The organism is Rhodococcus sp. 05-2256-B1 (assembly GCF_002258465.1).
Lineage (GTDB): Bacteria > Actinomycetota > Actinomycetes > Mycobacteriales > Mycobacteriaceae > Rhodococcoides > Rhodococcoides fascians.
This window is the reverse complement of the sequence record NZ_NOZA01000012.1, coordinates 23,505-49,878: the sequence shown is the minus strand read 5'-3', so window position 1 is coordinate 49,878 and position 26,374 is coordinate 23,505. Positions and strand designations below refer to the sequence as shown.

General features: G+C 66.0%; 20 protein-coding genes. 18 read left to right on the top strand and 2 right to left on the bottom strand.

What is annotated here, in order from left to right; translation table 11 throughout:
- Positions 1-18 precede the first annotated feature (18 nt).
- From CH285_RS04895 to CH285_RS04885, 3 genes are all read left to right on the top strand, one after another.
- Positions 19-1,317, top strand: a complete 1,299-nt coding sequence (locus tag CH285_RS04895) for a cytochrome P450 (RefSeq protein ID WP_373454720.1) — start codon at positions 19-21, stop codon at positions 1,315-1,317.
- Positions 1,318-1,460: 143 nt separating this feature from the next.
- Entirely contained in the window at positions 1,461-2,258 is a 798-nt protein-coding gene (locus tag CH285_RS04890) for an MBL fold metallo-hydrolase (RefSeq protein WP_094644690.1), read from the top strand.
- A gap of 21 nt (positions 2,259-2,279) precedes the next feature.
- Positions 2,280-3,365, top strand: a complete 1,086-nt coding sequence (locus CH285_RS04885; protein WP_094644656.1) for a GAF domain-containing protein — start codon at positions 2,280-2,282, stop codon at positions 3,363-3,365.
- Positions 3,366-3,419: 54 nt separating this feature from the next.
- Here the strand turns inward: CH285_RS04885 and CH285_RS04880 are convergent, their stop codons facing one another.
- Entirely contained in the window at positions 3,420-5,189 is a 1,770-nt protein-coding gene (locus tag CH285_RS04880; protein WP_094644657.1) for a hypothetical protein, read from the bottom strand.
- Positions 5,190-5,938: 749 nt separating this feature from the next.
- A complete protein-coding gene (locus CH285_RS04870; protein WP_241257678.1) occupies positions 5,939-6,442 on the bottom strand; it encodes a helix-turn-helix transcriptional regulator in 504 nt (167 codons plus the stop codon).
- 1,329 nt (positions 6,443-7,771) lie between these two features.
- Here CH285_RS04870 and CH285_RS04865 point away from each other — a divergent pair.
- The 15 genes from CH285_RS04865 to CH285_RS04795 all read left to right on the top strand — a co-directional run bounded on the left by CH285_RS04865 (position 7,772) and on the right by CH285_RS04795 (position 26,218).
- Positions 7,772-9,100 (top strand): hypothetical protein, encoded by a 1,329-nt coding sequence (locus tag CH285_RS04865; protein WP_255032183.1) that lies wholly within the window; start codon positions 7,772-7,774, stop codon positions 9,098-9,100.
- A 48-nt stretch (positions 9,101-9,148) separates the two neighbouring features.
- Entirely contained in the window at positions 9,149-9,742 is a 594-nt protein-coding gene (locus CH285_RS04860; RefSeq protein WP_255032181.1) for a hypothetical protein, read from the top strand.
- Between the two features lie 74 nt (positions 9,743-9,816).
- A complete protein-coding gene (locus CH285_RS04855; RefSeq protein ID WP_094644692.1) occupies positions 9,817-10,473 on the top strand; it encodes a hypothetical protein in 657 nt (218 codons plus the stop codon).
- Positions 10,473-11,762, top strand: a complete 1,290-nt coding sequence (locus tag CH285_RS04850; RefSeq protein ID WP_094644660.1) for a MinD/ParA family ATP-binding protein — start codon at positions 10,473-10,475, stop codon at positions 11,760-11,762. The genes CH285_RS04855 and CH285_RS04850 overlap by 1 nt, the downstream gene beginning before the upstream one ends.
- 40 nt (positions 11,763-11,802) lie before the next feature.
- Positions 11,803-13,905 (top strand): cutinase family protein, encoded by a 2,103-nt coding sequence (locus CH285_RS04845; RefSeq protein WP_094644661.1) that lies wholly within the window; start codon positions 11,803-11,805, stop codon positions 13,903-13,905.
- 145 nt (positions 13,906-14,050) lie between these two features.
- Positions 14,051-15,748 carry a peptidoglycan DD-metalloendopeptidase family protein gene (locus CH285_RS28570; protein ID WP_094644662.1) on the top strand — a complete coding sequence of 566 codons (1,698 nt, stop codon included), beginning with the start codon at positions 14,051-14,053 and terminating at the stop codon, positions 15,746-15,748.
- A complete protein-coding gene (locus tag CH285_RS04835; RefSeq protein WP_094644663.1) occupies positions 15,745-16,341 on the top strand; it encodes a hypothetical protein in 597 nt (198 codons plus the stop codon). The genes CH285_RS28570 and CH285_RS04835 overlap by 4 nt, the downstream gene beginning before the upstream one ends.
- 59 nt (positions 16,342-16,400) lie before the next feature.
- Positions 16,401-16,814 carry a hypothetical protein gene (locus CH285_RS04830; protein ID WP_094644664.1) on the top strand — a complete coding sequence of 138 codons (414 nt, stop codon included), beginning with the start codon at positions 16,401-16,403 and terminating at the stop codon, positions 16,812-16,814.
- A 100-nt stretch (positions 16,815-16,914) separates the two neighbouring features.
- Complete coding sequence (locus CH285_RS04825; protein ID WP_094644665.1) at positions 16,915-17,655, top strand: hypothetical protein; 741 nt, start codon at positions 16,915-16,917, stop codon at positions 17,653-17,655.
- An 8-nt stretch (positions 17,656-17,663) separates the two neighbouring features.
- Positions 17,664-19,844 (top strand): hypothetical protein, encoded by a 2,181-nt coding sequence (locus CH285_RS04820; RefSeq protein WP_094644666.1) that lies wholly within the window; start codon positions 17,664-17,666, stop codon positions 19,842-19,844.
- A gap of 3 nt (positions 19,845-19,847) precedes the next feature.
- A complete protein-coding gene (locus CH285_RS04815) occupies positions 19,848-21,434 on the top strand; it encodes an SCO6880 family protein (protein WP_094644667.1) in 1,587 nt (528 codons plus the stop codon).
- 14 nt (positions 21,435-21,448) lie between these two features.
- Positions 21,449-22,945, top strand: coding sequence for an ATP/GTP-binding protein (locus CH285_RS04810; RefSeq protein ID WP_094644668.1), 1,497 nt, complete (start codon positions 21,449-21,451; stop codon positions 22,943-22,945).
- Positions 22,942-23,754, top strand: a complete 813-nt coding sequence (locus tag CH285_RS04805; RefSeq protein ID WP_094644669.1) for a hypothetical protein — start codon at positions 22,942-22,944, stop codon at positions 23,752-23,754. The genes CH285_RS04810 and CH285_RS04805 overlap by 4 nt, the downstream gene beginning before the upstream one ends.
- The gene (locus CH285_RS04800) at positions 23,751-25,598 is read left to right on the top strand and encodes a type IV secretory system conjugative DNA transfer family protein (RefSeq protein WP_094644670.1); all 1,848 of its coding nucleotides are present in this window, start codon (positions 23,751-23,753) and stop codon (positions 25,596-25,598) included. The genes CH285_RS04805 and CH285_RS04800 overlap by 4 nt, the downstream gene beginning before the upstream one ends.
- Positions 25,595-26,218, top strand: a complete 624-nt coding sequence (locus tag CH285_RS04795) for a DUF4913 domain-containing protein (protein ID WP_094644671.1) — start codon at positions 25,595-25,597, stop codon at positions 26,216-26,218. The genes CH285_RS04800 and CH285_RS04795 overlap by 4 nt, the downstream gene beginning before the upstream one ends.
- Positions 26,219-26,374: the final 156 nt, after the last annotated feature.

Below are 26,374 nucleotides of genomic sequence, written 5' to 3'. Positions count from 1 at the left end.
GTTTCGTATCGCCGTCAGGTGTGGCCGACACTTACGATCGACGCACAATGTCAGCTCAAGGACTCGGGGGTCCATGTGTTATCAAATACGGTTGAAGTGCCCTTATCGCCTGCGACGCAGGAATTTTGGGACACCTCATTCGATAGACGGCTCGACCGGTTCCGGCAGCTGAGGGAAAGCGCACCACAGTTTCACGACGAGCCCGGGGGATCCGGATTCTGGTCGATCGTTCGTTACGATCAGGTAGTCGATGTAAGCCGACGTCCCGAAATATTCTCTTCGGCTGCAGGTTTCACGATTGCCGATTTTCCAGCTGAAGCACTTGCGTTCGCCGGCTCGATGATCGCCATGGACGACCCCAAACATCGCCGGTTCCGCGGCATTGTCCAGGGTGCCTTCACGCATCGATCGGTGCGTCAGATCGCTGGAACCATCGATCGACACGCTCAGGTATTGATCGATGCCATTCCGGTATCCGGAGAGTTCGACTTCGTGAACGTTGTGGCGGGCCAGCTGCCTCTCGTTGTGATCTGCGAACTCCTGGGCATCCCTCCGTCCGACCACCATCTGATCAAGCAACTGACGGATCAGGTGGTGGGGAACAGCAATGAGCTGTTTACCAATTCGCCGGGAATGTCACCGAGTGTGGTCGAGATTTACTCGTATGCAGCGCAATTGGGCGCTTCACGAAAGACGAACCCGTCCGATGACGTGATCTCCCGCCTTCTGCGGTCCTCGGCGACCGGGGCTACGGAGGGCGCAGAGCTCACGGTCGAGGAATTCGCGAGCTTTCTCATCCTGTTGATCACCGCTGGGTACGACACGACGCGCCAAACCTTGGCCTGGGCGGCACACCTGCTGACCACTCATCCTGATCAGCTGAAGTTGCTCATCGACGACTTCGACAGTCATATCGACGGTGCTATCGACGAAGTAGTTCGGTGGGCCTCACCCGTCCCGTACATGCGGCGCACGGCGACCGCCACAGCATCGGTGGGAGGCCGCACGATCGCGGCAGGGGACAAGGTCGTGATGTGGTACCTATCAGCCAATCACGACGAGGCGGTCTTTCCCGATCCCCTCCGGTTCGATGTGACCCGTTCGAACGCGAGCCGACAGCTCGGCTTCGGTGCTCGCGATCCGCACCATTGCCTGGGAATGCATCTCGCGCGACTCCAAGTCCGCATCCTGCTGAAGCATCTGATTGCTCGGTACCCCCACCTTGCATCGACGCCCCCGGACCTTGTCCTCTCGGCCTTCATTAGCGGCATCCATCGCCTACCGTGCAGTGTCGACCCCGAGATGCCGTGGACGTAGATCTCTGGCACCGATAGCATCGACCTCGACGCAGCTCGCTCTCACAGTGGGTTTCCCCAAGCTTCGATATTCGGCTTCGGACGTGTGCGCTCCCTGAAGGCTGTTGCCTCCAGGATCGCCATTCATCCGAAGTGAGGTACGTCATGGCCGGTGTGCAGACTGTCCACCATCTCAATTGCGGGTCTTTCCGGTTCGGCCTGGTAACCCACGTGGTGGTGTGCGAGACCGATGATGGCCTTGTCATGGTCGACGCCGGAATCGGCAGTGCCGACATTGCAACGCCCGCTGCGCTGGGAAAAGCTGCATTGGTCTTGGGACCGGCACTGCAGCAGAACGAAACCGCGCTGGTACAACTGCAGCGAATAGGGTACAGCGCCAGCGACGTTCGCCATATCGTATGCACGCATCTGGACTACGACCACATCAGCGGCGCCCGCGACTTCCCGGACGCGATAGTGCATGTCACGGCCACAGAGCATGCTATTGCCAGTGCCCGGCCGGCAATCACGGCGAAGCTCCGGTACCGCGAGCATCACCTACCACTCGACATGCGCGTGAAAACCTATGCGGGGGAGGGCGAACCGTTCCTGGGCTTTTCCACCAGCTATCCGGTAGCCGGGTTGAACGACTTCACATTGGTCCCGATGCCCGGGCACACTGTCGGGCACGCGGGTGTTGCTATCAGAGCGGCCCGACGGGGATGGCTTTTTCATGCTGGCGACGCCTTCTACGATCGATCGTCGATCGAGATGCGACCTGGTGGAGCGAGCCTCAGATCACGCGGACTGCGAGCCCTGGAGACGATGCTGGCCGCGGATACGAAACGCATCGCCATCAACCACGCGCGGCTCAAGGAGTTGGCGCACAGCCAACACATAGGTGTAGAAGTGTTCTGCTCGCATGACCGAGCTGCACTGGAAGAGCTACAGACCAAAAGATGATCGGCGAACGGGGATTTTGGCATGGCGAACGAGAACTCAGAACAGTCGGACCCAAGCTGGAGCGAGTGGCTTGTGATCGAGACGCTGGGGTTCGCCGACGGAATCGAGCCCACGGTCGTCGCCAAGGGAAGTGGCCACCGTAGTTTCACCAGCATCGAGCGACGAACTGACACCCGGAAGACATTCACCACGATCCAAAAAGTGATCCCCGAGGTGGTCTTGACGGGAGATACGGTGCTCGAGCCCGTATTCGGCCGTGGAGCTTACGAACGAGTGGTGGTGCTCGGTGTCCCGATCATCGGCCCCTCCGGTGTGTTCGGAGTCCAAATTTGGGCTGGCAATTCTGACGGAACGCCGCCGACTGCCGAATCTGTCGGCACGTTCGAGTTCGACGTCGAACGTCAAGTGACGAAACACGGACCTGGCCACGATGAGCAAATTTTGGGCTTGGACGATGGAGCCGATACCAGGACACTCCAGGAGATCTGGAAGCACTTCGACCGGTTCGACGCCGAAGAGGCATATCGCGAGTATCTGGATGCTCTTTCCTGCGACGAGTTCGCGTCCGGAGAGTCTTTCGACGCGCCGATCTACCTCACCGATGCGAACGGTATTCAACGCCGAATCGACATGTCCGTCAGAGCGCGGATCGCCCCAGACGGCCGGCGCATCGTCGGTCTACTGCACGACACCACAGAGGGCGCTGAGAAGGTGCCAGGCATGTCGGATCGACAAATCGCCAGAGCGGCCGCCCAGCTCACAGCGCAAGACGCCGACGCAGGCCTCGGACATCTGGATCTCAACACTGGCATCGTCTTCGAATGGTTGAAGACACCACCGCCGCCGTTCGACCAGTGGGAGCGCCACAACCCGGAGTTTCACCCGAAAACCGCCGAGGCACTTGATCTGGTTCGCTCCGCGATCTTGGACGGATCCGAGAAGAAATCCTCCATTCCTTTGCATCTTCGCTTTCCAGGCGACGATGACTGGTTACTGGCCGACATGACCATCACCGCGATCGGCGAAGCACGTCCCTCCGGCGGCAAAAACGTTCGAGCAGCGCTCATTCAGATCGGTGAGTGCGTCGCGCCACCGGCAATGTGGTGACCTAGCAACCAAGCGATCGGATTTTCGCGGAGACCTTCGCCGGCCGTTTCCACGTCATCGGGCGACGATCACCGCACCGAGTTGATCTCCCAGCAATTCGATCGCGTCGAGCACCGGGTCTCTCACCGGTGGGCCTTCGGCAAATCTAACTGCCCACAGCCGTTCGGAATCGCGTTCATCAATCAGAGATATGGCGGTGGCAGCCGGCGGTTGCATTGTCAGCTCGAACGCTCCGCCATTCGGTGGTGGGGGAGCGAAGCGGCTTTCCAACCACACCTGCCACAACAGCCGTTCTGCTCGGTGCCGGACAACACGGTCGGCTGCGATGGTTCCGAGCCCATGAGCGACCGCTAGGTCGTCCAATGTGCGGCGTCCTAGCGTCAGGCCTGCCTTGTTCCGTTCGACGAGCCCAGCGGTCGTCAGATCCGCGAGGATTGCGTATCCATTTGAGGGCCTGAGCTTGGCGGCAGCGAATGCGTCGTCGACGTTGGTGGCGAGGCCCGCCTTGATCAGCTCGTACAACGCTCGGCCACGTAGACCGAGCACGCTCCATGCCGGGTGTACCGGTTCCACCCGCGCTCGCTCCATACGCGCCCGTCCTGGGCCCTGGATCGCTGCTGGAGTAGTCAGGGCGTAGCGGTCGGCCTCTCGGCCCGCCCCGCGCGATACCAGCAGCAAAGGAGAGCCGGGGGTCTCTCTGAGCAGTCTAAGTGCACTCCACACGGTCGATTCCGACATCAGCCCCGCTGCATGAGACAAGCTTCGCCCCCCGACTGCGACCACGGGAACTCCCTCGACCAATTCGCCGGCCAAAGCTGACGTGTAGGCCAGCGCCTGCACCACCGCGAGTAGGACTGGGCGTTGGCGGGTACCGAGAAACTCTCCGTCGACCCACGCCTGCGCGTGCGCTAGCCACTGGCGGCGAACGTGGTCTTTCAGGAAAGAACCATCCCCCCCTGTGTATATGTTCTTGTGCGTGAGTTCGTGGAGTGGCCGGACGATCGTTGCGGCCCAGGTCAGGGCCTTCTCCACGTCTCGTTGCAGCGCGGCGGCTGAGTGGGTGCCGTACTTGTCGAGGTAGGCGCGCCGCAGGCCTGCCCACCTCGTAGTTGCGATCGCCTTCTCGATGTCCGCAGCGCTGGCACCGCGCAGAACTGCGTGGCTGATGACGGACTGGCGTGCTTCCGACGGGGATTTCCAAAGGGCTTTGTGGGCTTTGGTGAACTTGCCCGTGGCTGCGTACGACTCGACGGCCTCTGGGACGGCTGTGGCGCGGTGGAAGCGCGGGTCCAGGCGGCGATCTCGGCCGACGCCGACGAGGCGTTCGTCCTGGGTAAGGGAGGCAGCAACAGCGGCCGCGGGAGTTCGGTGCCGGGGGGTGGTTGCACCGCCCAGCAGAGCGATCAGGCGAGCAATGACACCACGGTCCGACCGAACGGTGAAGGCGTCGATCGCGTCGTCGAGGGTGCCGTCGAGGAGTCGGTGGCCGCCCTCGCGGCAAGGGGAGCCGGGGGGAGTGATGCATCCCCAGTCCGCGTTGAGCATCGGGGTGGCGTCCAAGGTGACCAGGCGAGTAGCGAGCAGCTGCATCACCATTTTGATGTCGTCGACGCGCAGAGGAATGTCGGTGGCCAGGGGGACCAGGACGTGGCGGCCGCCGCTCGTCGAGCGGTCGGTGACGGTGCGTGCACCACATTCGTGGAGCCATCCCAAGGCACGTTCGACATCGGCGTCGACCTGCTCTGGCGTGTGGTGTTTGGCGTCGAAGTCCAGCGCGAGCAGGCTCGTGCGGCCGCGCGCATAGATCGGAAGTGCAGCCGGCACAGACGGTAGGTGCTTCGTCAGACTCCGCGAAGTATCGAACTTGCCGCTAGCGGCACTCCACACGCGCATGGACCGACGCGCGGCTACCAGCGGAGACAGACGTCTCCACACGTTGTCAGGTGTCAACTTAGATGGGCCGACACGAGCGTTAAATCTTGTACCTACGTCAGGGCGCGATGTACCCTGAGACCTGTCCAGCAAGACAGTCCCTTCGGGGATAAGCAGAAGAGCAGAGGTTCCGAGCTACCAACTCGATTCCTCGACAACTTAGAAATCCCCTGGCCCTGCCGCCGGGGGTTTTTCTATTTCCAGGCTGTCTGCTTCACTGCGGATTCAGTTCGATTGCATCGAGTCACATTGACTAGCAACATGACTCATCAAATCCACGTCAGTAGCAGTCACCACCGTCCTTCCGAGATTTCCGTTCGCCCTGTACCTGCGTCATGCGGTCTTGTCCAAGCCCTGGAGATCCAAACTGTAGGGCTCCTTCGCCGGCGCTAGGCGCTCAAGCCCAAGGCCGAGAGCCGCTTCCACGATCTCCCACTTGTTGACACCGCGTTTTGCGGCTTCTGCGGTAACGCGGTCCACGACGGCAGGATCGATCTCTACGAACAGAGAGGACTTCTTCCGGTCGCGGTGGCGCTTCGCGGGACTAGGCATAGGGATATGAATAACACCGATTGCGTCAGGTTCGGTCGAGACACGCCGCAAGGGCTCGAGATAGGGGTGAGAAATCCTGGAGAGGATATCTAGAGGGTTTTCAATCGCGCTTCGCGCGTGTCGATCGCTCGCTGCCACGCAGACCTGATCTCATCGACCGGCACTTGATAGAGGTCAGCCAAGGCATCGACCCTGGAATCGTTGAGCGGCTTCCGTCCGCGCTCGATATCCACCAGCAGCGTCGCCGAGATTCCCAGCCCACTCGCAGCTTCTCCCTGGGTGAGCCCGACCCTCACCCTGAGGTCGCTGATAGTGACCTCGCCCGATGGTATTGGGACGAGATCGGGCACAGTCGTCTGCAAAGCGGCTGCGACACGAAGTAGCGGACCGGGCGTTGGCTGAGCACGGCCCGTCTCCCATGTGGAGATCGCTTGACGCGATACACCTGAAAGGCCGGCCAGGTCGTCCACGGAGAGCTTCTTTCGTTCCCGAAATTGCCGGAGTCGTGCGCCACTGAAGAGCCTCACACCACTCCTGGACACGTCTTTGACTCCTGATGCTTCCGACTCCTGTTCGTTCGATCCTATGGACATCGAGAGCCCTCCCATGCACTTCAGCGACACCTATACGAGTTAACTGGTGTGTGTTAACGTAGCATCGCGTTGTAGGGTCGAACCCGGCGAAATCAGTAGAGGTCATGATGCAAACAGTTGCCACGAGCTTTGATGCATGGTTAGCTGACGCCTGCACCTCCTCCGTGGAGGCATTCTCGCCGTCTGAGTTGTTCGACAGCGATCGATGCATGAGCGCATTTCGTGCTGCTCGCCAACGGAAGCCATTTACGGGGGTTGTGATTCCGGTGCACTACCAGTCGAAGGTCAGCCGATCGACCGCCACGAGGCGGAACGATGCGGCTTCTTCGGCGCGCCTGGTCAATTCTCGCGATGGCTTTCCCGGGTTTCGATCCACTCGAAACCGGCACCCGAACCGACCTGCAGCAGCGGTGTCGGCGAACAGCACCGATCGCATGAGCGACAGCCACCCGAAAGTGAGAATTCCACCCTGACAGTGCCATTTATGAAGTAGCAGACCCCAGATGCGCCGTGATTGGCGTCTCGAAACGCATCCGGAGTCCCCTCCACTTAGAAGCACCCCGACCTCTTTCGAGGGCACGGGTGTATCCGTTGTGGCTCTCCCAGCCTATGCGGATGTATACGAACCGCAATCCGGATCGGAGACAGTTATGCAATCTCCCGCATCGCATCAAGCGTTACACACCAAAACTGTATGGCACGCGCAGACTCCTTGTCCTGCAATCAACGACAGAGCTCCTGGCCTCGTTGTGTGCTCGCTATCTATAGGTGATCACGACACCCACCAGCTGCGGTGTGAGGACACGGGCGAACTTCTTGGTGAATGGACCGATGTCGACATGACGTTCCGTGAGCCCGCCAGCGAACCGGGACGAGTTATCGAGTTCAGCGACGTGGCCTGACCCCCAATCTCGACTGGGGTCAGCTTGGACGCCCAGTCGTGAGCTGCGGGAGCTCCCCGACGCCCTGCAGCTCGACCGGTGGACCGGCGCGAGGGTCGCGCAGTGAGCGCATTTCATCATGTTCAGCACTGCGCGGCCCCGCCGGGACATCACCCCTCGAACTCACACCCGTTCTCACAGAAAGGATTCCGATACCCGATGTGGATTTTTCAGCAGCCGTGGTTCTGGTCGGTGGTCTTCGGCTGGCTCTGAGCCTCTAGCACGTGATGGGTGCGTGCGACTGGCCCACAACCTATGGATCGCACGCACCCATCCACTTCTCTCCACCGACTTACCTAAAACCAATTGTCGCCAGAACGGTTGCTCCGCAATCGCATTCACCAGCACGACCCGATCGCCGGGTCGCACCAGGAAAGGATCGACACCAATGCCAGCATCACAGGGCACCGGACACCACCGCTCATCCAAGAAGCGAGGGCGGGTGATCAAATCGCTGCCCGCCGTGGCGGCGGTGACGATCGCCGGCCTGACCATGCAGGCCGCTCCTGCTCAAGCTGCACCATCGCAGCCGGGAGTGACCAGTCCTCAAGGATCACAACCGGGGGTCACGAGCACACCGCAGTCGGCACCGGCCACCCCGCCTCCGGCCCCGACTCAGGAGCGCGAGTTCTTCATCCCACCGTCTCAGCGCGTGCAGGAAACTCAGTGGCGCAGCTTCGACGACTATCAGTCGGGTAATCAGCAGTCGTCGTACCAAAATAGCTACTACGAGCCCACTCCCGCGCCGCAGGCCGCTCCGAGCGAAGCACCCCCGGCGTTGCAGGCGACTCCGCCGCCCCCGCCGCCGGTCCCGACCGTGCAGCGCAAGGTCATCGCCCCGATCGACGCACCTGAGGGCTACGTCCTCGTCGGCGGAGAACTGGTGCCGTACGACCCGAACCTGGTCGACCGCAACCAGGTGAAGAAGTTCAACAACACCGTGGCCGCGCTCCAGGCCGACGGCGGAAACTGGCTCGTGGACAACGGGTTCGCCGATGCTCCTCGCGCCGACCGCATCGCCGCCGGTACCGCAACAGGTGTCATCACCGGTGGCGCTGTCGGCCTCGCAGCATCCGTCGTACCGGCCGCAGTCATCACCGGCACCGGTGCCGCTATCGGTGGCGCACTCGGATTTGCGGCAACAACTGCGGGTGCAGTCGCTATTCTTCCGGCCGGGCCGATCGGATACATCTTCGTTCCCGGAGCGGCAGCACTCGCGGGAGCAGGCGTCGGCGCAGCACTGTCGGCACCGATCGTGCTGGGCCTGACCGGCGCAGGCGCTGTCATCGGCGGCATCCTCGGTGCCTCCGTTCTCGGCGGCGAGCAGCAGATCATCGAAGAGCCGGCCCCCGCGCCTGCGGTGGTTCCCCCGGCTGCCGACAGCGTCCCGACGATCCCGCCGGCCGCGACAGTCGATCTCCCCGGCCCTGTCGGGCAGGTTCGCGACACTCTCGCTGCCGACCCGAACGGCCGCCAGGTACTCGCGGCGGCCGACACCGCAGTCCAGAACGCGGCTCCGATCGTCGACAAAGCCGTCAACAATGCGTCGGTGTGGACCGCACCGGCGGCCTCGGCAGTGCAGGGCTTCACCTCGAAGGCCCTCGAACAGCCGCAGGTGGCTCAGACGGTCGAGACGGTGCAGTCGGCTGCAGCTCCTCTGGTCGATCAGGCCACTGCCGCTCTCGGCGGCCTGCAGGCGGCGTTCGCACCCGCCTGATTCGCCCTACAGCCAGCTATTTGAACCAGCCAGGAAGGACACATCCAGATGATCCGCCGTTCGACGACATCCCCGATTGCCAGTGCCACCGGCCCCGCCCGATCAGGGGTGCCGTCGAGCTCGCCCCGTGTGCCGCGATCGCGCCGACGCGCGATCGCGGCAGCCGGGGCTGCTGTCGTGTTCGTGGCCGTCGCCGCCGCTGTGTTGTTCAGCGGTGGCGACTCCGAGCCGGACACGACAGCCACCGACACCATCGCCGCTTCCTCCGTCGCGCCGACAACCGTTGCCGCCGGGCCGGATTGCTCGATGCCGACCGGTGATCAGAACAGCGGCCCCGGGGTCATCGCCGCGTTCGAGCACGCCTACTACGTCCAGCGATCGGGCGCGGCCGCGCACGCTCTGGTGTCACCGAACGCCCCGGCAAGTGCCCCGTTCACCGTCGAAGCCAACCTCGACGCCGGTATCGCCACCGTCCCGGTCGGCACCACCTACTGCCTCGACATCGACCCGCTGCGCACCGGCTCCTACACCCTCACTCTCACCGAGAGCGGCCCGAACGGGCCTGGGACGCAGTACCGCCAACGGATCACCACCGACCAGGTCGACGGTCGCTACGTCATCGCCGCCATCGAGCAAGCGTGATCACCCACCGCCGCCACAGCGCGAGATCGCCGCAACACCGCGGCGAACAGCCACGACGAAAGGAACACCAGGACATGAGCGATGCAGCGAGCGAATGGGCCGAGGCCGCCACCGCAGTACGACAGGCACGCGAGACCCTCGAGGCGTCGACCGCGAGCGAGATCCGCGCATGGGCCGAACAGTCCGGGCTGGCCGACTGGTCGATGTGGCAGAAGATCAAACGAGAGCTCTACAAGCAGCTCGACCTGGACTACGACGGATTGCGCGCCAGCGAAGCCGAGCAGGTCACCGACGCGGTCGCCTCCGCGGCCACCGCCGCACCGCTGGTCGAGCTCTACGCCGCAGGCGATGCGCGCGGCAGCTTCGCCGTGGTCGGAGACGGTGACGAAACAGCCTGGTACGGAACATTTCACAGCAAGGACGCGGTGTTCCGGCAGGGCGATCAGACCTCGGCCGACGACTCGGCGGCCGGCAAGGCAGCCTTTCTCGCCGGCAAGCTACGCGAAGAGCTCGACGCCCCCGCGATCCGGCTGATACTGCACATCTCCAACCCGCACCTCGACGGAACGCGGCTCGCCGCTCTCGCCGCGCGATACGGAGTGCACCTCGAACGCCTCGAGATCGACGACGAGAACCCGGCCACCGTGTGGTGCGAGGTTCTTGGGCACCGTCCGTGGCAGGCCATCCGGCTCTCCGATCTGCTCGTCGACGATCAAGCGGAGGTCGGCTGATGGCCGAACAGCACCCGCGCCCAGACGTCGACAACCCCGTCGCGGGGTACGAAGCCGAGGACACCGTCAACCTCCGCGCTCAGCGCCTGCGCCGACCCGAATCCGAACCGGACGAACAGCCTGCAGAAGAGTCGGCCGACGACACGGCACCGGACCCGTACGGGGTCGGGCAGGACGCACTGGCCGCAGTCGAGACACCCGACGTCGACCCCGCAGCGTTCTACCGAGCACGACTGTTCGACCGCCAGGAAGAAGACCCGACCGCCGAGCCCGCCGAAGCAGGCCTGCGGGGCCGGATCAACGCCGCCCTGGGAACTCACCTCAAGCCCAAACCCACCTCTGCCGAAGTCAGACTGCGTCAGTCGATTCGCGTTGTGCAACAGCCACTCCCCGGATGCTCGGTGGTCTCGGTCATCAACCCCAAGGGCGGAGCCGGCAAAACTCCGACATCGGTCATGCTCGGATCCACCTTTGGCAAGCACCGTGGCCACGGGGTAACGGTCTTCGACGCCAGCGAATCACTCGGCAGTCTCGGCGATCGCGCCGCCCGCACCACCGATCCGGAGCTCACGGTATGGGACCTGCTCGACCACGCACACGAGCTGGCGTCCTCGTCGGCGGTCTCGGGATCGCTCAACGCGTTCCTACGGCGTCAACCGACGATGGAAGACATTCTCGCGGCGGACAATTCGGCCGACCGTGAGCGCAACCTGGGGTGGGACGAATGCGCAGCGGTGATGGCAGTGCTGCGCCGACACCGGGACCTGATCGTCATCGACACCGCCGCCAATCCCTTGGCCGAGAGCTGGCAGTGGGCCGTGCAGCATTCCGATGCCCTGGTCGTCCCGCTCCCGCTACGCCTCGACATCGCCCGGCAGGTCTATCAGATGCTCGAGGGCATCATCGCCCGCGGCTACGGACACCTGCTGGCGTCGACGATCGTCGTGACCTGTGCAACACCCGATTCCAACCCGCAGTTGGCGTCGGCGGTCTTCGAGGACCTGCGCAATCTCGGTGTCCAAGAAAGCAATTTCATTCAGGCCCCGTACGAATCAGCTCTCGCCCGCGGCGATCGGATCGTCTACAAGGACCTCCCCCCGGACACGATCGAGGCCTACACCAACGTCACCGCCCTGGTCGCCGACAACATCGCGGCGGCACGAGCCGGCGTCGCCTACCAATTCACCGATCCGTACTCCCCGCAGCCGGTGAACCGCCAGCCCGACAGCGCACCACCCCCACAGCTCTCGCAGTGGGAGCGGCGCAGCCGCGACCGTCGCGGAGCCTGACCCGTCCCCACCCCGCTCGACGCACACGAGGAGAAACACCATGACCGGCCAGAGAACGCTCACCACCCCGCGGCGACGACAACGCCGGACACTGTCGGCGCTGACCGTCGTCGTCTCCGCGGTGGTCCTGGCCGCGGGCACCGTCCCCGCACACGCCGCACCGGCAGCGCCGGCGGCGACCTCGTGCGCGAAGTACGTCGCGATCATGGCCCCGGGAACGTGGGAGACCAACGCCGCCGCGAATCCCACCACCCCGGTCGGGATGCTCGCCACCGTCGGCAACGCGCTGAAGCAGAAGTACGGCAACGACATCGAGGTCTACTACCCCGCGTACGCGGCGTCGGCGTTCGACAAGGGCCGCACCTACGCCGACAGCAAGGAAACCGGCAAGAGCGCCATCAACAACATCCTCACCTCGGCGTGCGCGACGTCGAAGTTCCTGCTCTCGGGCTACTCCCAAGGCGCGGACGCCGCCGGCGACGTCGCCGCCGAGATCGGCAACGGACGCGGTGTCGTTCCCGCGGCCCGGATTCTCGGCGTCGGTCTGGTCGCCGATCCGCACCAGGGCACCGCCGGCGGCACCGTCGTCGGGCCGAAGGTCGACGGCCAGGGCATCGGCGGGGTCCGGCCCGAAGGCTTCGGCTCGCTGGCACCGGTGGTCAAGCAGCTCTGCAATCCCACGGACCTGTACTGCTCGACGAACGCCGGCAAGGACGGTCTGCTCGCAGGCCTGGGCAAGGTGCTGGCGAACAAGCCCGTCGACCCGGCCACCACCGGCGGACAGGCCGGAACCGGGGCAACCCCGGCAGCGTCGGGTACCGCAGCATCGTCGAATACCGCGGTGCCGTCGACGACCGCGCAGGGCGGTGTCACCGGTGCCGGATCTCAGCCCGGCGCAACGCCGACACAGGCCGGAGGGGTCAGCGATTTCTCGTCGTCGCTGGTCTCGGACTTCTCCCGCGTCGATCTGGCCGGTGCCGCGAACACCGCATCGACTCTCGGGGAGCGGGTGGCCACCCTGCCCGACTCGGTGGGAACCAACCGCACTCAGTCGCAGGTCGCCAGCGTCGGGGCCTCGGCGACATCGCTGCTCAACACCCTCGAACCGGTCGCCGACGTGCAGTCGGTGATTGCCGCGAATCCCGGCATCCGCTCCACCCTCGACACCGCACCGGAAGGATCACCGGAGGCGAAGACCTCGACGGTGCTCGACGCACTGGACCAGATCGACATTCCCGCAGTCCTGAGCACCGCGACCTCGATCGCCGACACCGCCTCGTCGGTACTGGGCGGCACCGGAACCACCGCAGGCCTGACCGATACGGCCGCAACGCTCACCGGGCAGGTCGCACCGCTGCAGTCCGTGTCCCCGGATGCGCTGACCTCGGCAACGCAGGTGCTCTCGCTGCTCAAGCCGAAGACGGTGGTCAACCAGGTCGTCAACGTAGCGACCGGTTTCACGAGCCTGGACTACCAAGGCATCGTCGACAACCTGATCGCGTTGCCGCAGAAGGTCGCTGCTCTCGATGTCGCGGGATCGCACAAGATCGCCGGGGACCTGAACAACCAGTTCGCACCGATCGTGAAAATGGCCGCGGGAGTGGACCTGCACACACTCGCAGCGTTGGTGGCGATGATCCCCGACCCCAGCGGTTCGGCGCAGATCGCCTCCCTGGTGTTGAGCTTGCTCGGCAACGTCGACGTGATCCGCCTGGCCAACGATGTCGGCGCGATTCAGGAAGTCGCGTGGAAGATCCTCGAAACCGGCAACCTCGCGGCCACCGCCGAGCTGCTGCCCATCGGGCTCGACCTCGCCTCGGTCGCGGTCGGAGTCCTGACCGGCTCGGCCGCCAAGACCAGCCCCGACCAACTCGGATCACAGACCCAGGTCACCGGACAGTCCGCAGCGATCGGCCAGCAAGCCTCCACCGGCGATTTCGCTGGTCTGGCAGGCAGTCTCGTCTCACTGGCCTCCTCACCAGGTGCCGGCGATGCCGCCGAGCTGGTCGGTGCCGGTATCGACGCCGCGACGTTCTTCGCCTCCGGTGCGCATCAGTCCTACGGCGACTTCAAGGTCGACTCCACCGGCCGCAGCGCCCTGCAATGGCTCATCGACTTCTTCACCCAGAAGATCGGGGGCTGACCGGCGGCCACCGAGCAGGCTCTGCAGCCGGGCGGGCATGACGCAGAGCAGCCGAAAACTACAGCACCACAACCGAACTACGCGTACCACCACAGGTGTCCGGGCGGGCACTGATCATCTTTTCGATTCGTGAGGACATGCACCGATGGCAGCATCACAGCAGGGCAGCAAGGGCAGTGCCGGCGCACTGAGCCTGTTGCTGATCGCCGCGGTCGCCGCGATCGGCATGTTCGGTGTCCTGTCGGGCGATCGCACGCCCCCGGTGGACGAAGGCACGTGCCTGCCTGCCGGCGCGGCCGTGGTGGCTCCGCACTCGGGAACAGTGGTGATGCCGCTGCGTGAAGGCACCTATCAGGCCACGAGCGGTTTCGGTGCCCGCACGAACCCGGTCACCGGCGAGGCCGAAGGACACCAGGGCCAGGACTACTCCGCCCCGATCGGGACCCCGATCTACGCGGCCACCGACGGCACGGTCGTCAAGGCCGAACACGCCAGCGGGTTCGGCAACTGGATCATCATCGACACCACCGTCGACGGCCAGTCGCTCTCGACGGTCTACGGCCACATGAACGACGACGGCGTCGGGGTGACCGCGGGCCAGACCGTCAAGGCCGGTGACCCGATCGGCGGCGTCGGCAATGCCGGACAGTCCACCGGGCCGCATCTGCATTTCGAGGTCTGGCCCGGCACGCGCCTCGCATCCGGATCGAGCCCGGTCGATCCCGTTGCCTGGCTCGCCGCCGCCGGTGCCACCGCCCCGACCGCCAGCGCGGACGTCCTCGCGGCCGGACCGGCCGGCATCTCCGCCGCGACGCCGACCACCGGTGCCGCGGCGCAGGGCGTATCGAGCCGGTCGGTCAAGCTCGCCGCCGCGATCAAACCCGGATGCGGTGTCCCGGCCGGATCGACCGGACTGCGACCGGGCTCGGTGCCCGCCGATTTCGAGCCGTGGATCGTCAAGGCCGGAACCGTGTGCCCCGAGGTCACCGCTCCGGTCGTCGCGGCGCAGCTCGAACAAGAGGGCGGCTTCAACGTCAACGCCCACAACAACGGTTCCGGCGCGGACGGACCGGCGCAGTTCATGCCCGCCACCTGGGCCGCGAAAGGCGTCGACGGCGACGGAGACGGCCGCAAGGACACCCGCAGCATCGCCGACGCGGTGATGAGCCAAGCCGCCTACGACTGCGAGCTGGCCGGCATCGCCAAGGATTCGCTCGCCGCCGGCAAGCTCAGCGGCGACCTGACCGAGCTGTACCTGTCGATGTACAACTGCGGGCCCGGTGCGACCCTCTCGCAGGGCCGGGTGTGCCAGAACGCCGAAACCCTCGACTACGTCGCGAAGATTCCCCGACGCGCTGCAGAAGCGTTCTCCGTCGCCGTCCCGCAGGCCACACCGGGCATCGTCCCCGGTGGCCCGTTCGGTCAGAACGTCGTCGCGGCCGCGATGCGCTGGCTCGGCACCACCTACGCCTGGGGTGGAGGCGACCGCAACGGCCCCACCCGCGGGGTCAGCGACGGCGGCGGCCGCGCGGACATGATCGGCGACTTCGACAAGGTCGGCTTCGACTGCTCCGGACTGGTCCTCTACGCCGTCGCACAAGCCTCCGGCGGCGCGATCGTGCTCCCCCACCAGGACTCGGCGCAGATCGCCGACAGCCGCGGCCGCGTCATCGCCACCCCCGGCGAGCTCGCTCCCGGCGACATCATCCAACCCCACTCGGGCCACATCTTCATCTGGCTCGGCGGAAACAAGGTCGTCGAGGCACCGCAGTCCGGCGACGTCGTGAAGGTATCGGACTGGACCCCGCCCGCGAGCGGCCTGACAGCACGGAGATTCGGATGAAAACAAACAGACGTACCGCCGTGGCCGTAATCCTGACCGCTGCAACAATTCTCACTGCCTGCGGTGATGAAAGCACCGACAACGGCAGTGACGTCCCGTCGATCCCGGCGCAGCAGTGGACACCGGGTACGCCCCCGCCGAGCGGGAGCGATCCCACCCGTACCCCGCCGCCGGCCGCGACCGCGCTGCCCGACATCGCGGCCGGCGTGGACCGGCAGGACCCGGACTCGGTGGCCACCGCGGCCTTGACGGTCTGGTTCACCTGGAACACCGCCGTCGACGCCGGACCCAACGATGCCGCCGCCCGCACCGCACCGCTGCTCACCTCCGACTACGCGCGCGAGATCACCTCCACCACAGCGCAATCGAGTCCCGGCGCGCAATGGCTGGACTGGGCCGCGCGCGGCGCAGTCCTGACCCCCGACCTCGTCGCCGACGACGAACCCGTTCCCCCGCAGACCGATTCGACCGCCTACCGGTCCTACCACCTCACCCAACGCATCGACGGTGCACCGGTGAGCGAGAGGGTCGTCGCGATGATCCTGCGGCGCGGCCCCGACGGCTGGGAGGTGAGCCGCATTCAAGACAAATAGCTACTACCTCGTTCACGTGCTTTCACTGCAGAACACCATGTTTCGGAAAGGAACCCCCGATGGACACAGAATCCGTCACCACCCCCACCGCCCACACCTCGCACCGGGCACGCCGCGTACTCGGCGTCCTCGCTCTCACCGCCGCGCTGACCGTCCTGGCCGGCGGAGTCGCCGCAGCCCAGACGGTCAACCCGTACGACGGGGTCAACCCGGACATCAGCTTGTTCGGACCCGCCCTGAACCAGACATGGAAGCGCATCCTCGCGGCGATCTGGGGAGCCAGCATCGCCATCGCGGGACTGTGGGTGCTCACCTCGTTCCTCAGCTCCCGGAAGGCCCGCAAGCGCGGCATGTCCAGCGATCTGAGCGAGTCGGGCGAGGATCTCAAACTCTCGCTCATCATCTTGGGCGGAGTGGCCGCTGTCTCGCCGATCGTCGGCGCAGTCCTGCTCCTCGTCCAACCCGGCGCATAGCCGATCCCGGCTCCGGTCCGGCGCATAGCCGATCGCGGCTCTGACCACCGCTCTTCCTCCTCCCCGACGCGGCACCGTCCGCAGAAACGAGTTCCCCATCATGGCTATCGACTACCGCAACGTCGGCTCCGAACCACCCAGCTCGCCCAACACCGAGAACGTCGGCGGTGACCGACAGTCCGACAGCAAGTCCGGGTCCAAACGCTGGATCATTCTGGGGGCCGTCGCCCTCGCGATCCTCGCCGTCGTCTCGGTGATCGTGGTCGGTCTGTCGGGAAGCTCGGACAACTCCGGCGGCGGTGGCTCCGATGCCATCCGCGCAGTACACGGGCCCACGACGGTGAACAACGGCGTCCCCAGCGGCTACACCCGCGACACCCAAGGCGCATCGACGGCCGCGGTGAACGTGCTCCAAGCCTTCGATCAGGCCAGCCAGGGCCGCATCGACATGAACGATGTCCGCTCGACGATGATCGCCGCCGACCCCGGTGCCGAACTGGCCCGCGAGATCGAACTCGGCAGCAACCGCGACGAGAGCAGCGACGTGATGAACACCCTGCCGGCCGCGGTGCACGTGTCCTCGTTCTCCGCCGATGACGCGCAGATCTCGGTGTGGTCGATGACCACCACCCAGTCCGACATCAACAACACCGGCACCGTCGCTGTGAGCACGCTGTGGGCTACCACCGACATCTCGTTGGTCTGGCAGGACGGGGATTGGAAGGCCAAGGACTGGTCCTACCGCCAGGGCCCGCGCCCGGAAGACGCGTCCTACCCGGCCGCTGATTCCGCGCTCGGCGGTCAACTGACCGCCGGGTACTACACCTTCTACATCGACTAGGAGAGAACATGATTCGCCGTCTCGTTCTCATCGCGGTCACCGCCGCACTGGTGGCACTGTTCGGATCATCCGCTGTTGCGCTCGCCCAGCCTTCCGCCGTTCCCGCTCCCGCACCGGGGGCGGTCACCGCCCAACAACCGGCCTCGAGGCTGCCCGCGCACTTCCCGGACGATCTCAAGAAATTCATCGGCGGTACCGAGGAATTTCGGAGCGGGCCCTGGTTCACGGGGAACTGCGCAGACCACGGCGGCGACCTGGGAACCTATATCTCCCAAGCACTCACGAACGAAAACCGGCTCCTGTACTGGACCGCATCGGACGAGAACAAAGCCGTCATGCTCGGCGGTGCGGGCGCGGTCGGCTCCGACCCACAGGCCCAGGCCACGGCCGAGATCACCCGCAAAGCCGTCGCCGACGGGACCGAACCACCGGCCGACGCTCTGCCGACGGTGTTTCCGGCCGGGGACACCAGCTTTCACCCACCGACGGGAACCTGCGCCGCCGACCTCGCCCGGTGGGGCACCAAGGAATGGGGAACGTGGGGCTTCGCCTGGGCGCAGAGCCCGGACGCGGACTCGCTGACCGCGATCAAAGCGCTGCCCGGTGCCGACAAGGTGCCGGGTGCCGCCTGGTCGGACCCATGCTCGCAGGGTTCGGGCGACCAGTACTGCATGCACGCGTTCTTCGTCGACTGCTCGAAAGCCGAACGGGCAGATGCCAGCCGCTGCCAGGACTGGAACCTCTCGATCGGGCGATTGTTCGCCGGCACCGCGAACTGGATCGACAAGAACACCTCGTTCACCGAACGCCTCGACGACACCCTCGGCAAGGTCATCGCCGCCACCCCGCAGTACAAGCTCGGCAAGGCCTACCTGCAGGCGTTCTCGTGGATCTCGGGGGCAGCCAGCGACGTCGTCGACTTCGTCACCGATCCGACCACCGTCATCGACGACTGGGTCAACGCCACCAAAAGCGGGGCACTCTCGCTCACCGACGCCGTGCTGCGTGGGTTGACCTCGACCGGCGACTTCGATCCCACCCAGCAATGGTTCGTGACCTACTACGCCGCATCGACAGGTCTGGGAATCATGGTCATGTCGCTGGCAGTACTGCTGGCGATCATGCGATCACGGCACAAGGGCTCACCGTCGGAGCTGGTGGCCAACGTCTTCGGCTACATGCCCGCCGGGGTGGTGATGATGCTGTTCTCCCTCGCCCTGGCACAACTGGTGATCGAGTTCGCGTCAGTGCTCACCGAGGGCATCGCCAGTTTCAGCGGATCCACGATCACCGAGATGGTGGAAAACATCTACGCCACGATGGGCACGCTGAACAAGGACACCGTCGTCGGCGGCTCGATCGTCGGCCTGGTCTTCTTCGGCATCCTGCTGCTCGGCGCGATGTCGGTCTACCTGGGGCTGCTCATGCACCAGATCGGGCTTCCGCTGACCGCGTGCGTCGCCGGAATCGGCTACGGCATGTGGGTGCACCCGACGTGGCGGACCAAAGCTCTGCGGCCACTGTTCACGTTCGTCGGCATCGTGCTCAGCAAGCCGATGCTGTTCCTGCTCATCGCGATCGTGCTCGCCGGGGCCAACAACGCTCTGCTCTCGGGTGGCGGCGGCTCGGGAGATCTGACCTCGCTCGGCGCTCTCGTGCTCGTCGGTGCCTCGATGGTCGTGGTCGGTCTGGCACCGTGGGCGATGCTCAAGTGGGCACCGATCCTGCCGACCAAGGCCGACTCCGAAGGTTTCGGCGGCGGTGGTGGCTCCGTAGCCGGTGGTGTCATCGGCGGCGTGGGCAGCTCGGCGCTGTTCCGCAGCCGTAGCGGCGGTGGCGGCGGAGGCGGAGGTGGCGGGTCGACCGTCACACCGCGCTCGACCCGCTCCGGCGACGGCGTCGACAAGGCCACCCGATCCGGGCATCCGACACCGTCGACCAACTCCGCCCCCGGCCACACCACCGGGGCCGCCCACAGCGGCGGCATCGGAAACAAGAGCGGCACCTCGACCCGCGGCGCGGTGGGCATGGCCGGGCGACTCGGCGGAAAGCTCGCGATGGGCTCGGCCGCGACGGTCGCCTCGGCCGGGGCCGCGGCGGTGCCGATCGCCGCGCAATCCGCAGCGGCGGCGATGAACAAAGCCAAATCCAGTGCCGAGTCCGCACCGTCCGAAGCCGAAGGCAGGTAAGCGATGTCGACCGAGACCGTCGAGCACGACAGCGAGCAGAGAACCTCGATCCTGGGCGGTGAGATCGCGCGCCGGGGTATGACCGGGATCTCGGCACCGGTGCTCATCACCTGGACCGCGGCGCTGGTCATCGGCGTCGTGTACTACTTCGCCGCGGGCGGTGGCGCGATGACCGTCGGGCTCGTGGCCGTGTTCTACGTCGGGGTGTTCGCCTCGACGTACGAATTCGGCGACACCTCCCTGGCGGCGCGGCGGCTGCACCGGTTGCGGAACTGGGCGCGGATGCGGCGCGGCGAGCACGTCTACCGCAACGCCGACGACCCTGCCTACGGGGTAGCCGACCTCGACCCCGGGTGGGAGTACCCGGTCCCGCTCGGGCGGACCGCCCCGCTCGACGTCGCCGGCACCGGCCTGGACGAGATGTTCATCGTCCGCACCGCCAACCCCGGTGAGCGGGCCTATTACACGGTCGTACTGTCCGTGCAGGGCCTGGCCGGGGGGCTGCGCACCGACGCGGCCTGGGCGACGACATCGGAGAAGTTCGGTCTGTTCAGTGCCTCGATGGCCCGCAAGACTTCGCTCATCCGCGGAACGCAGTTGATCCACCGCTCTATTCCTGCGGATCTGACCATGCACGAGGACTGGGTCGAGCGGGAGGTCGAAAAGCTCGGCGACATGCGTCTGCGGGCACCGGTGGAGTCCTACGGCGACCTCATCGACACCATCCGGCCGCACTCGGAAGAGCACCGGGCGTACGTGGTGCTCAAATTCCCCCAGACCGACCGCTTCGAGGCCGAAGCCGCGCGCGCGGCGGGCGGGAAAGGTGCACGATTCGAAGGCGGTGTCGCCCAGGTGATCCGCGACGAGACGATGCGCGCGGTGAGCAAACTCGTCGCCGCCGGCATGGGCCGCGTCCAGGTCCTCGGTGAGCAGCGCACCTGTGCGTTGATCCGCGCGTTCGTCGACCCTTCGAACCCCCTCGATCGTCACCAAGGGGCGCGGTGGTCGAACTGCTGGCCCTCGTACGTCGGCGGCCAGGACTCGGTGGTGGTATCCGGACGCTGGCACACCCGTGTCGGGTTCCTCCCGCCGGCGAGCATCGAACCCATTCCGCTGGGCCCGTTGTGGCTCGCGCCGCTGCTGACCGGGGTCGCCCCCGACATCGGCGACGACGAGAACCCGCCCTCACCGACGATCCGAACCGTCAGTGTCCGAGTCGATTTCGTACCCGACGCCGTCGCCCGGGAAGCGGCCAGCCAAGACTTCACCCAGGACAAGGCGGCGCAGGAAAGCGCCGCACGCAAAGGCATCACCGGGGACGGCTCGGCCGAAGTGATGGCCACCGCGTCCGGGCGTCGACGCGCCGATCTGATGCCCGGCTCGGGCCATCACGGCACCATCTACTCCCTCGCGGTCGCCGTCACCGGCCGCGACGAAGACGACCTCGAGCGGGCCTGCATGCGCGTGGAGGAAGCCGCCGACGAATCGGCCATCAAAACCATCACCTGGCAGGACGACACGCACGACGTCGCCCTGTTCACCACCCTTCCCTTCGCTCGCGGTCTCGCCGTGACGCGCTACACCAAGTAGCCCAGGAGATTTCGATGCCGCAACACACCACCCGTCGTCCGTCCACCCGAGCGGCCGCGACCGAGCAACCGGTACGCCCGCGGTTGCTCGGCGGCGATCGCGAACGACTCGGAGACGGCGGTGCCGTCCTTGAGGCCGCGCAGGCGGTCCCCAAGCGGATTGCCCGCCGTAAGCCGCCTCGACGGTTCGCGCTCCTCGACCGCTACGGCTGGTACGAACCCCGCTCCGAAGGCGCGTGGAGTACGACCAGGCAGTCCGAAGCGCTGAACCTGGCCATCAGCCGCCGCAGTGCCCGCCACCAGGGAGCGGTGACGGGCCTGAACCGGATCTCCCAGGACCTGGTGATCACCGATCCGTTCGAGCTCTACGGCACCGATATCTCCAACATCAACGTCTGCGTCGTCGGGGACATCGGCAAGGGCAAGTCCTCGATGATCAAGACCGCGTTTTTGTGGCGGCAGATCATCTTCGGCCGACAGGTGGTGGTCATCGACAAGAAACGTCAGGGCAGCGAGGGCGAGTACTCCATCTTCGCCCGCACCCTCGGGGTCGAATCGGTCCGGTTCAAAACCGGTGGAGGCGGTGCCAGGCTGAACCTGCTCGATCCGGCGATCACCACCGGCGGTGAACACGCCGGCGGTCTCGACGGTGTAACCCCGGCCGGTCAGGAAGCTCTCGTGCTCGCGGTCCTGGCCGACACGATGGAACGCCCGCTGACCACACCGGAGAAGAGCGCCGTCGGCCGAGCGTTGGAGCTGGTCAACGCCGACGCCGCCGCGTCCGGTCGCGCACCGGTGCTCGAGGATCTCGCCCGCCGCCTCGTCGAGCCGTCCACCGACGACGGCTCGTACTTCGGTGACCGCTGGTCCGAGCGCTCGCTCGAATGGGGCTACGAGCCGGGTCTGGCCCTGCTGCGTCTGGTCGACCGGGACCTCAAGGGCCTCGTCGACGCAGAAACTTCCCCGGAGGTCCGGGAGGCGCTCGAGCATCCGTTCGCGCACTTCGACGTCTCCGCGTTGCCGACCGAAGGGCCTGCGCTGCGGGTGGTGATGACCGTGATCAACACCTGGTTGGCGAACCTGCTCGCGGCACGCTCGTCGGTGTCCAAGCAGACCATTCTCATCGTCGAGGAAGGCTGGCACGTCGCCGAAGGATCGACCGGCACGGTGTTCCGGTCGAACATGAAACTCTCTCGCGGACTGGGCCTGTCGACCGTTTCGGCCTTCCATCACCCCTCGGACATGTCCCACGATTCCCCCGCCCGGGCGCTCATGCAGGAGGCGGGAATCGTGTTCCTGTTCGCGCAGGAACGCTTCGACGACGCCCGTGAGACCGCGGAGATGTATCACCTCCCGCCTGGGTCCATCGACATCATCATGGGCCTGGGCCAGGGCGAATGCCTGGTCAAGATCGGCTCGGCCGACCCGATCCTCATGGAACACGTCCGCTCCCCGCAGGAGATCGCCCTCACCGACACCGACGCCGCCGTCAAAGGAGTCACACCCGCATGAGCACCTCATCGCCGTCAGCGGCCCGCCGTTCCCGCACCATCGACGTCCACGTGAGCTCGCCGGCCCCGATCGGGTACGACGACACCCGCTCGAGCACCGGGGGCCGGTTCGCATCCCCCTCCGCCGCAGCACGATTCGCCGTCAGCCACGCCGCCGCCCGCGAGGCCGACGCCCTCGACGCCGGTCGCCCCGCCGTCCCCGTCACTGTCACCATCACTGTCGACGGGCACGACGACGTCTGTGTGTCCGGTACCGCCGGCGAGATCGCCTGCGCCCTCGCCGCCGTCCCGGCCTACAGCGCCGGCGTCCGCACAGCGCGGATACCGGCACCGGCCTGCCTTTTTGCTGCCGGCGACGAGGCCGCCCTGCCGATCCAGTGGCGGGACGACCTCGGCCCCGATAGCCGTGTGATTGTGACAACCGGCGTCGACGTGCGTGTGCTCTCGACTCGGCCCGATCCGCTGCCGAACTCGACACTGATGCTCGGACAGTGGGCACCGGTCATCGCGTACCGCCTCGCACACGCCCTCGCCCGCTCGATCACCGAGCGCAGCGGTCGACGGACCCCGGCCACCGTGACGTACCTGCCCGATCAGGGGCGGTTCGAGATCACCCATCCCGCCCCGATCTCCGATACCGATGCCGCCGCGGTGGCCCGGTACATCCGGATCACCCAGCTACGAGCGAACCTCGCCGCCCTCGACCCGGTCGCCGACGCGGACTGCACTGTCGGTCTCGCCGCCGAGCTGCACGTGCTCGAAAGCTATTCCTGCCGTGTCCCTTCCACCGACGACAGGACAGTTCGATGAGTGCGATGCAATCCCCTCCGCGCAGGCCCAGCGAACCGTTCATCCCGGCCGAAGTGTGGGTGGGTGCAACTCTGGCCGTGGGGCTGGTGTTCGCTGTCGCCGGCGGCGGCATGGTCTCCTCGCTGGTCTCGGGCAAGGTGATAGCGATGCCCACCAGCCTCGGTGAGCTGTTCTCGATCTTCCGTGGGTTGGTCACGAACCCGTCGGACCCCGCGGCTGCGTGGCCGGCGACCGCGCAGCCTGGCCCGGCGTGGGTGACGTGGGTGTGCATTCTGGTGCTCGGTGCGCTGTATACCGCTGTGGCGCTGTGGATCAGCTCCGAGATCGACGACTGGCAGCACCACCGCGGTCAGTCCCAACGTGGATTCGCCGGCCGACGTGAGCTCGCCCGGGCAGGTATCGACGACAAGAGTGTCCGCAAGGCCGCCGTCGCCACGCGTTCGTCGTTGAAGGGCACGCGGGCCTCGAAGCTGGACGCGAGCGAGGTCGCGATCGCGTTGGGCCGCAACATGGTCGACCCCGACAAGGTCGTCTACATCAAGCAGAACGACTGCATGCTCGTCGAAGGCGTCACCGGCTCGGGTAAGACCTGGCGCGTGGCGTATCAGCGCTGCATGGACGCACCCGGCACCCTGCTCGTGACCTCGACGAAAGTGGACCTGATCTCGTCGACGTACGAGCACCGCGCCGCACTCGGGCGGGTGTCGATCTTCGATCCGGACAACAAAACCGGATGGCCTGACCCGATCCGCTGGTCGATCCTCTCCGGATGCCAGGATCCGGACGTGGCGATCCGCCGCGCACAGAGCCTGGTGTCGGCAATGCCGATGGGAGACACCAAGAACGGCGGCTACTGGGAAGACAAAGCAGTGGTGCTGCTGCGCTGCTACCTGCACGCGGCCGCGATCAGCGGTGCAGATCTGGCCACGCTGCGCGTGTGGGTGAACTCCCGTAAAGGTCGCGAACCACGCGAGATCCTGATGCGGACGATGCCCGGCTGGGAAGCCGAACTCGGCCAGATCCTCGACTCCGGATCGGACTCTTCCGACGACATGATCGGAGCGGCCAGCAGACTCCTCGCCCCGCTCGCCTCCCCCGCCCTGCTCAAGGCGGTCGATGTGCCGATGCGCGAGTCGTTCGACATCGACGAGTTCATTCGATCCGGCGCGGACACGCTGTATCTGGTGTCGAAGGGCAAGGATAACTCTGCGGCACCGTTCATCGCGGCCCTGGCCAGCGAAGTGCACTACCTCGCCGACCGGCATTCGCAGACACTGCCCGGTGGCCGATTCGATCCCCCGATCCGGTTCGAGCTCGACGAAGTCAACAACGTCGCCCCGATCCCCGGACTGCCGGATCTGATGTCGGACTCGGGCGGCCGAGGCATCACCATTCACGCCTACGCGCACAACGAAGAGCAGAACAAGCTCCGCTGGGGTGCGGTCGCGGGCAAGATGTTCGCCGACAACTCCCCCGCCCGCCTGATCCTGCCCGGCCTCAAAGGCGACGAGCTGCAGGCGATCTCGAAGATGCTCGGCGACCGATACGAGTGGCAGCCCTCCGGCAACGCCCAGTCCGGCCCGACGCTGCGAGAGGTACCGGTGATGTCGCCGGCGCAGATCCGTCAGATGGACCCCGACCAAGGGCTGCTGATCTACCGGACCGCGCCGCCGATCCTCGTGCACCTGCCGACAGTGTGGGACGAGAAGGAATCCCGCGCCGCGGTGCTGCAATCGCAAAAGGTGTTCGACAAGATCGTGGCATCGGGCACCGCGCCTCGTACCGAGCTCCGGTCCGGCGCGGTGGTGCTCGACAAGGTCAGTGACGGGACGACACTGTCGTGACCGCACCGGGGGCCGAGCAAGAAGAGTTGGTGCCGTCGCGGTTCACCTGGCGCTATCTCGACGCCGAGCAGGCGCGGGCCCTGTGGTCGGAGCTGATCGACTGGACCACGTGGCTGCGCGAGCGCTACGAGCTCGGCACCAAGATCCCGCCGTGCTGGTACCGCCACGATCCCGTCGTCGAGGAATTGAGCGCCCTGATGGCGGCGTGGACCGATGCCTACTATCGCGGTGACGAGTACCGGGATGACCTCACCGCCTGGCACACGCAGTGGTTTCGCCCGCTCATGGCGCGTATCCGCGACATCTCCGACTTCGACAGTTGCACCCACGATCGGTGCGCGCACCGCCCGTTGCCGTCGGCCACGCTCGCCGGCATCGAGGAGTTCGTCGACGCCGACGTCGACGCCCGCCCCGCACCGGCCCCGGCCCCGGCTGCACCGGTCGTCGACGTTACCGCGGCCGAGGAAGTGCGCAGCATCCCCGCCGACGACATGGACATGGCCATCGACTCCGGCCTCGCCGAACCGCTCGACCCCGCCGACCCCGACAGCCCCGTGAGCTTCGAGGGCATCGAATGGACCTTCAACGCCCGCATGGGTGCCTGGGTTCCTTCCACCTGACCTCACTCCCACCCCCTGAGCTGCGGACCTGTGCAGCTCGAGCGTGGCGGCGACGCCGTACATCCCGCCCGGATACGGTCCGCGCGGCCACCGACAGCAGGTCCGCCGAACCGGCATCGGCCGCGTGTCCCCGCCCGGGCGACGGCCGATGCCGGG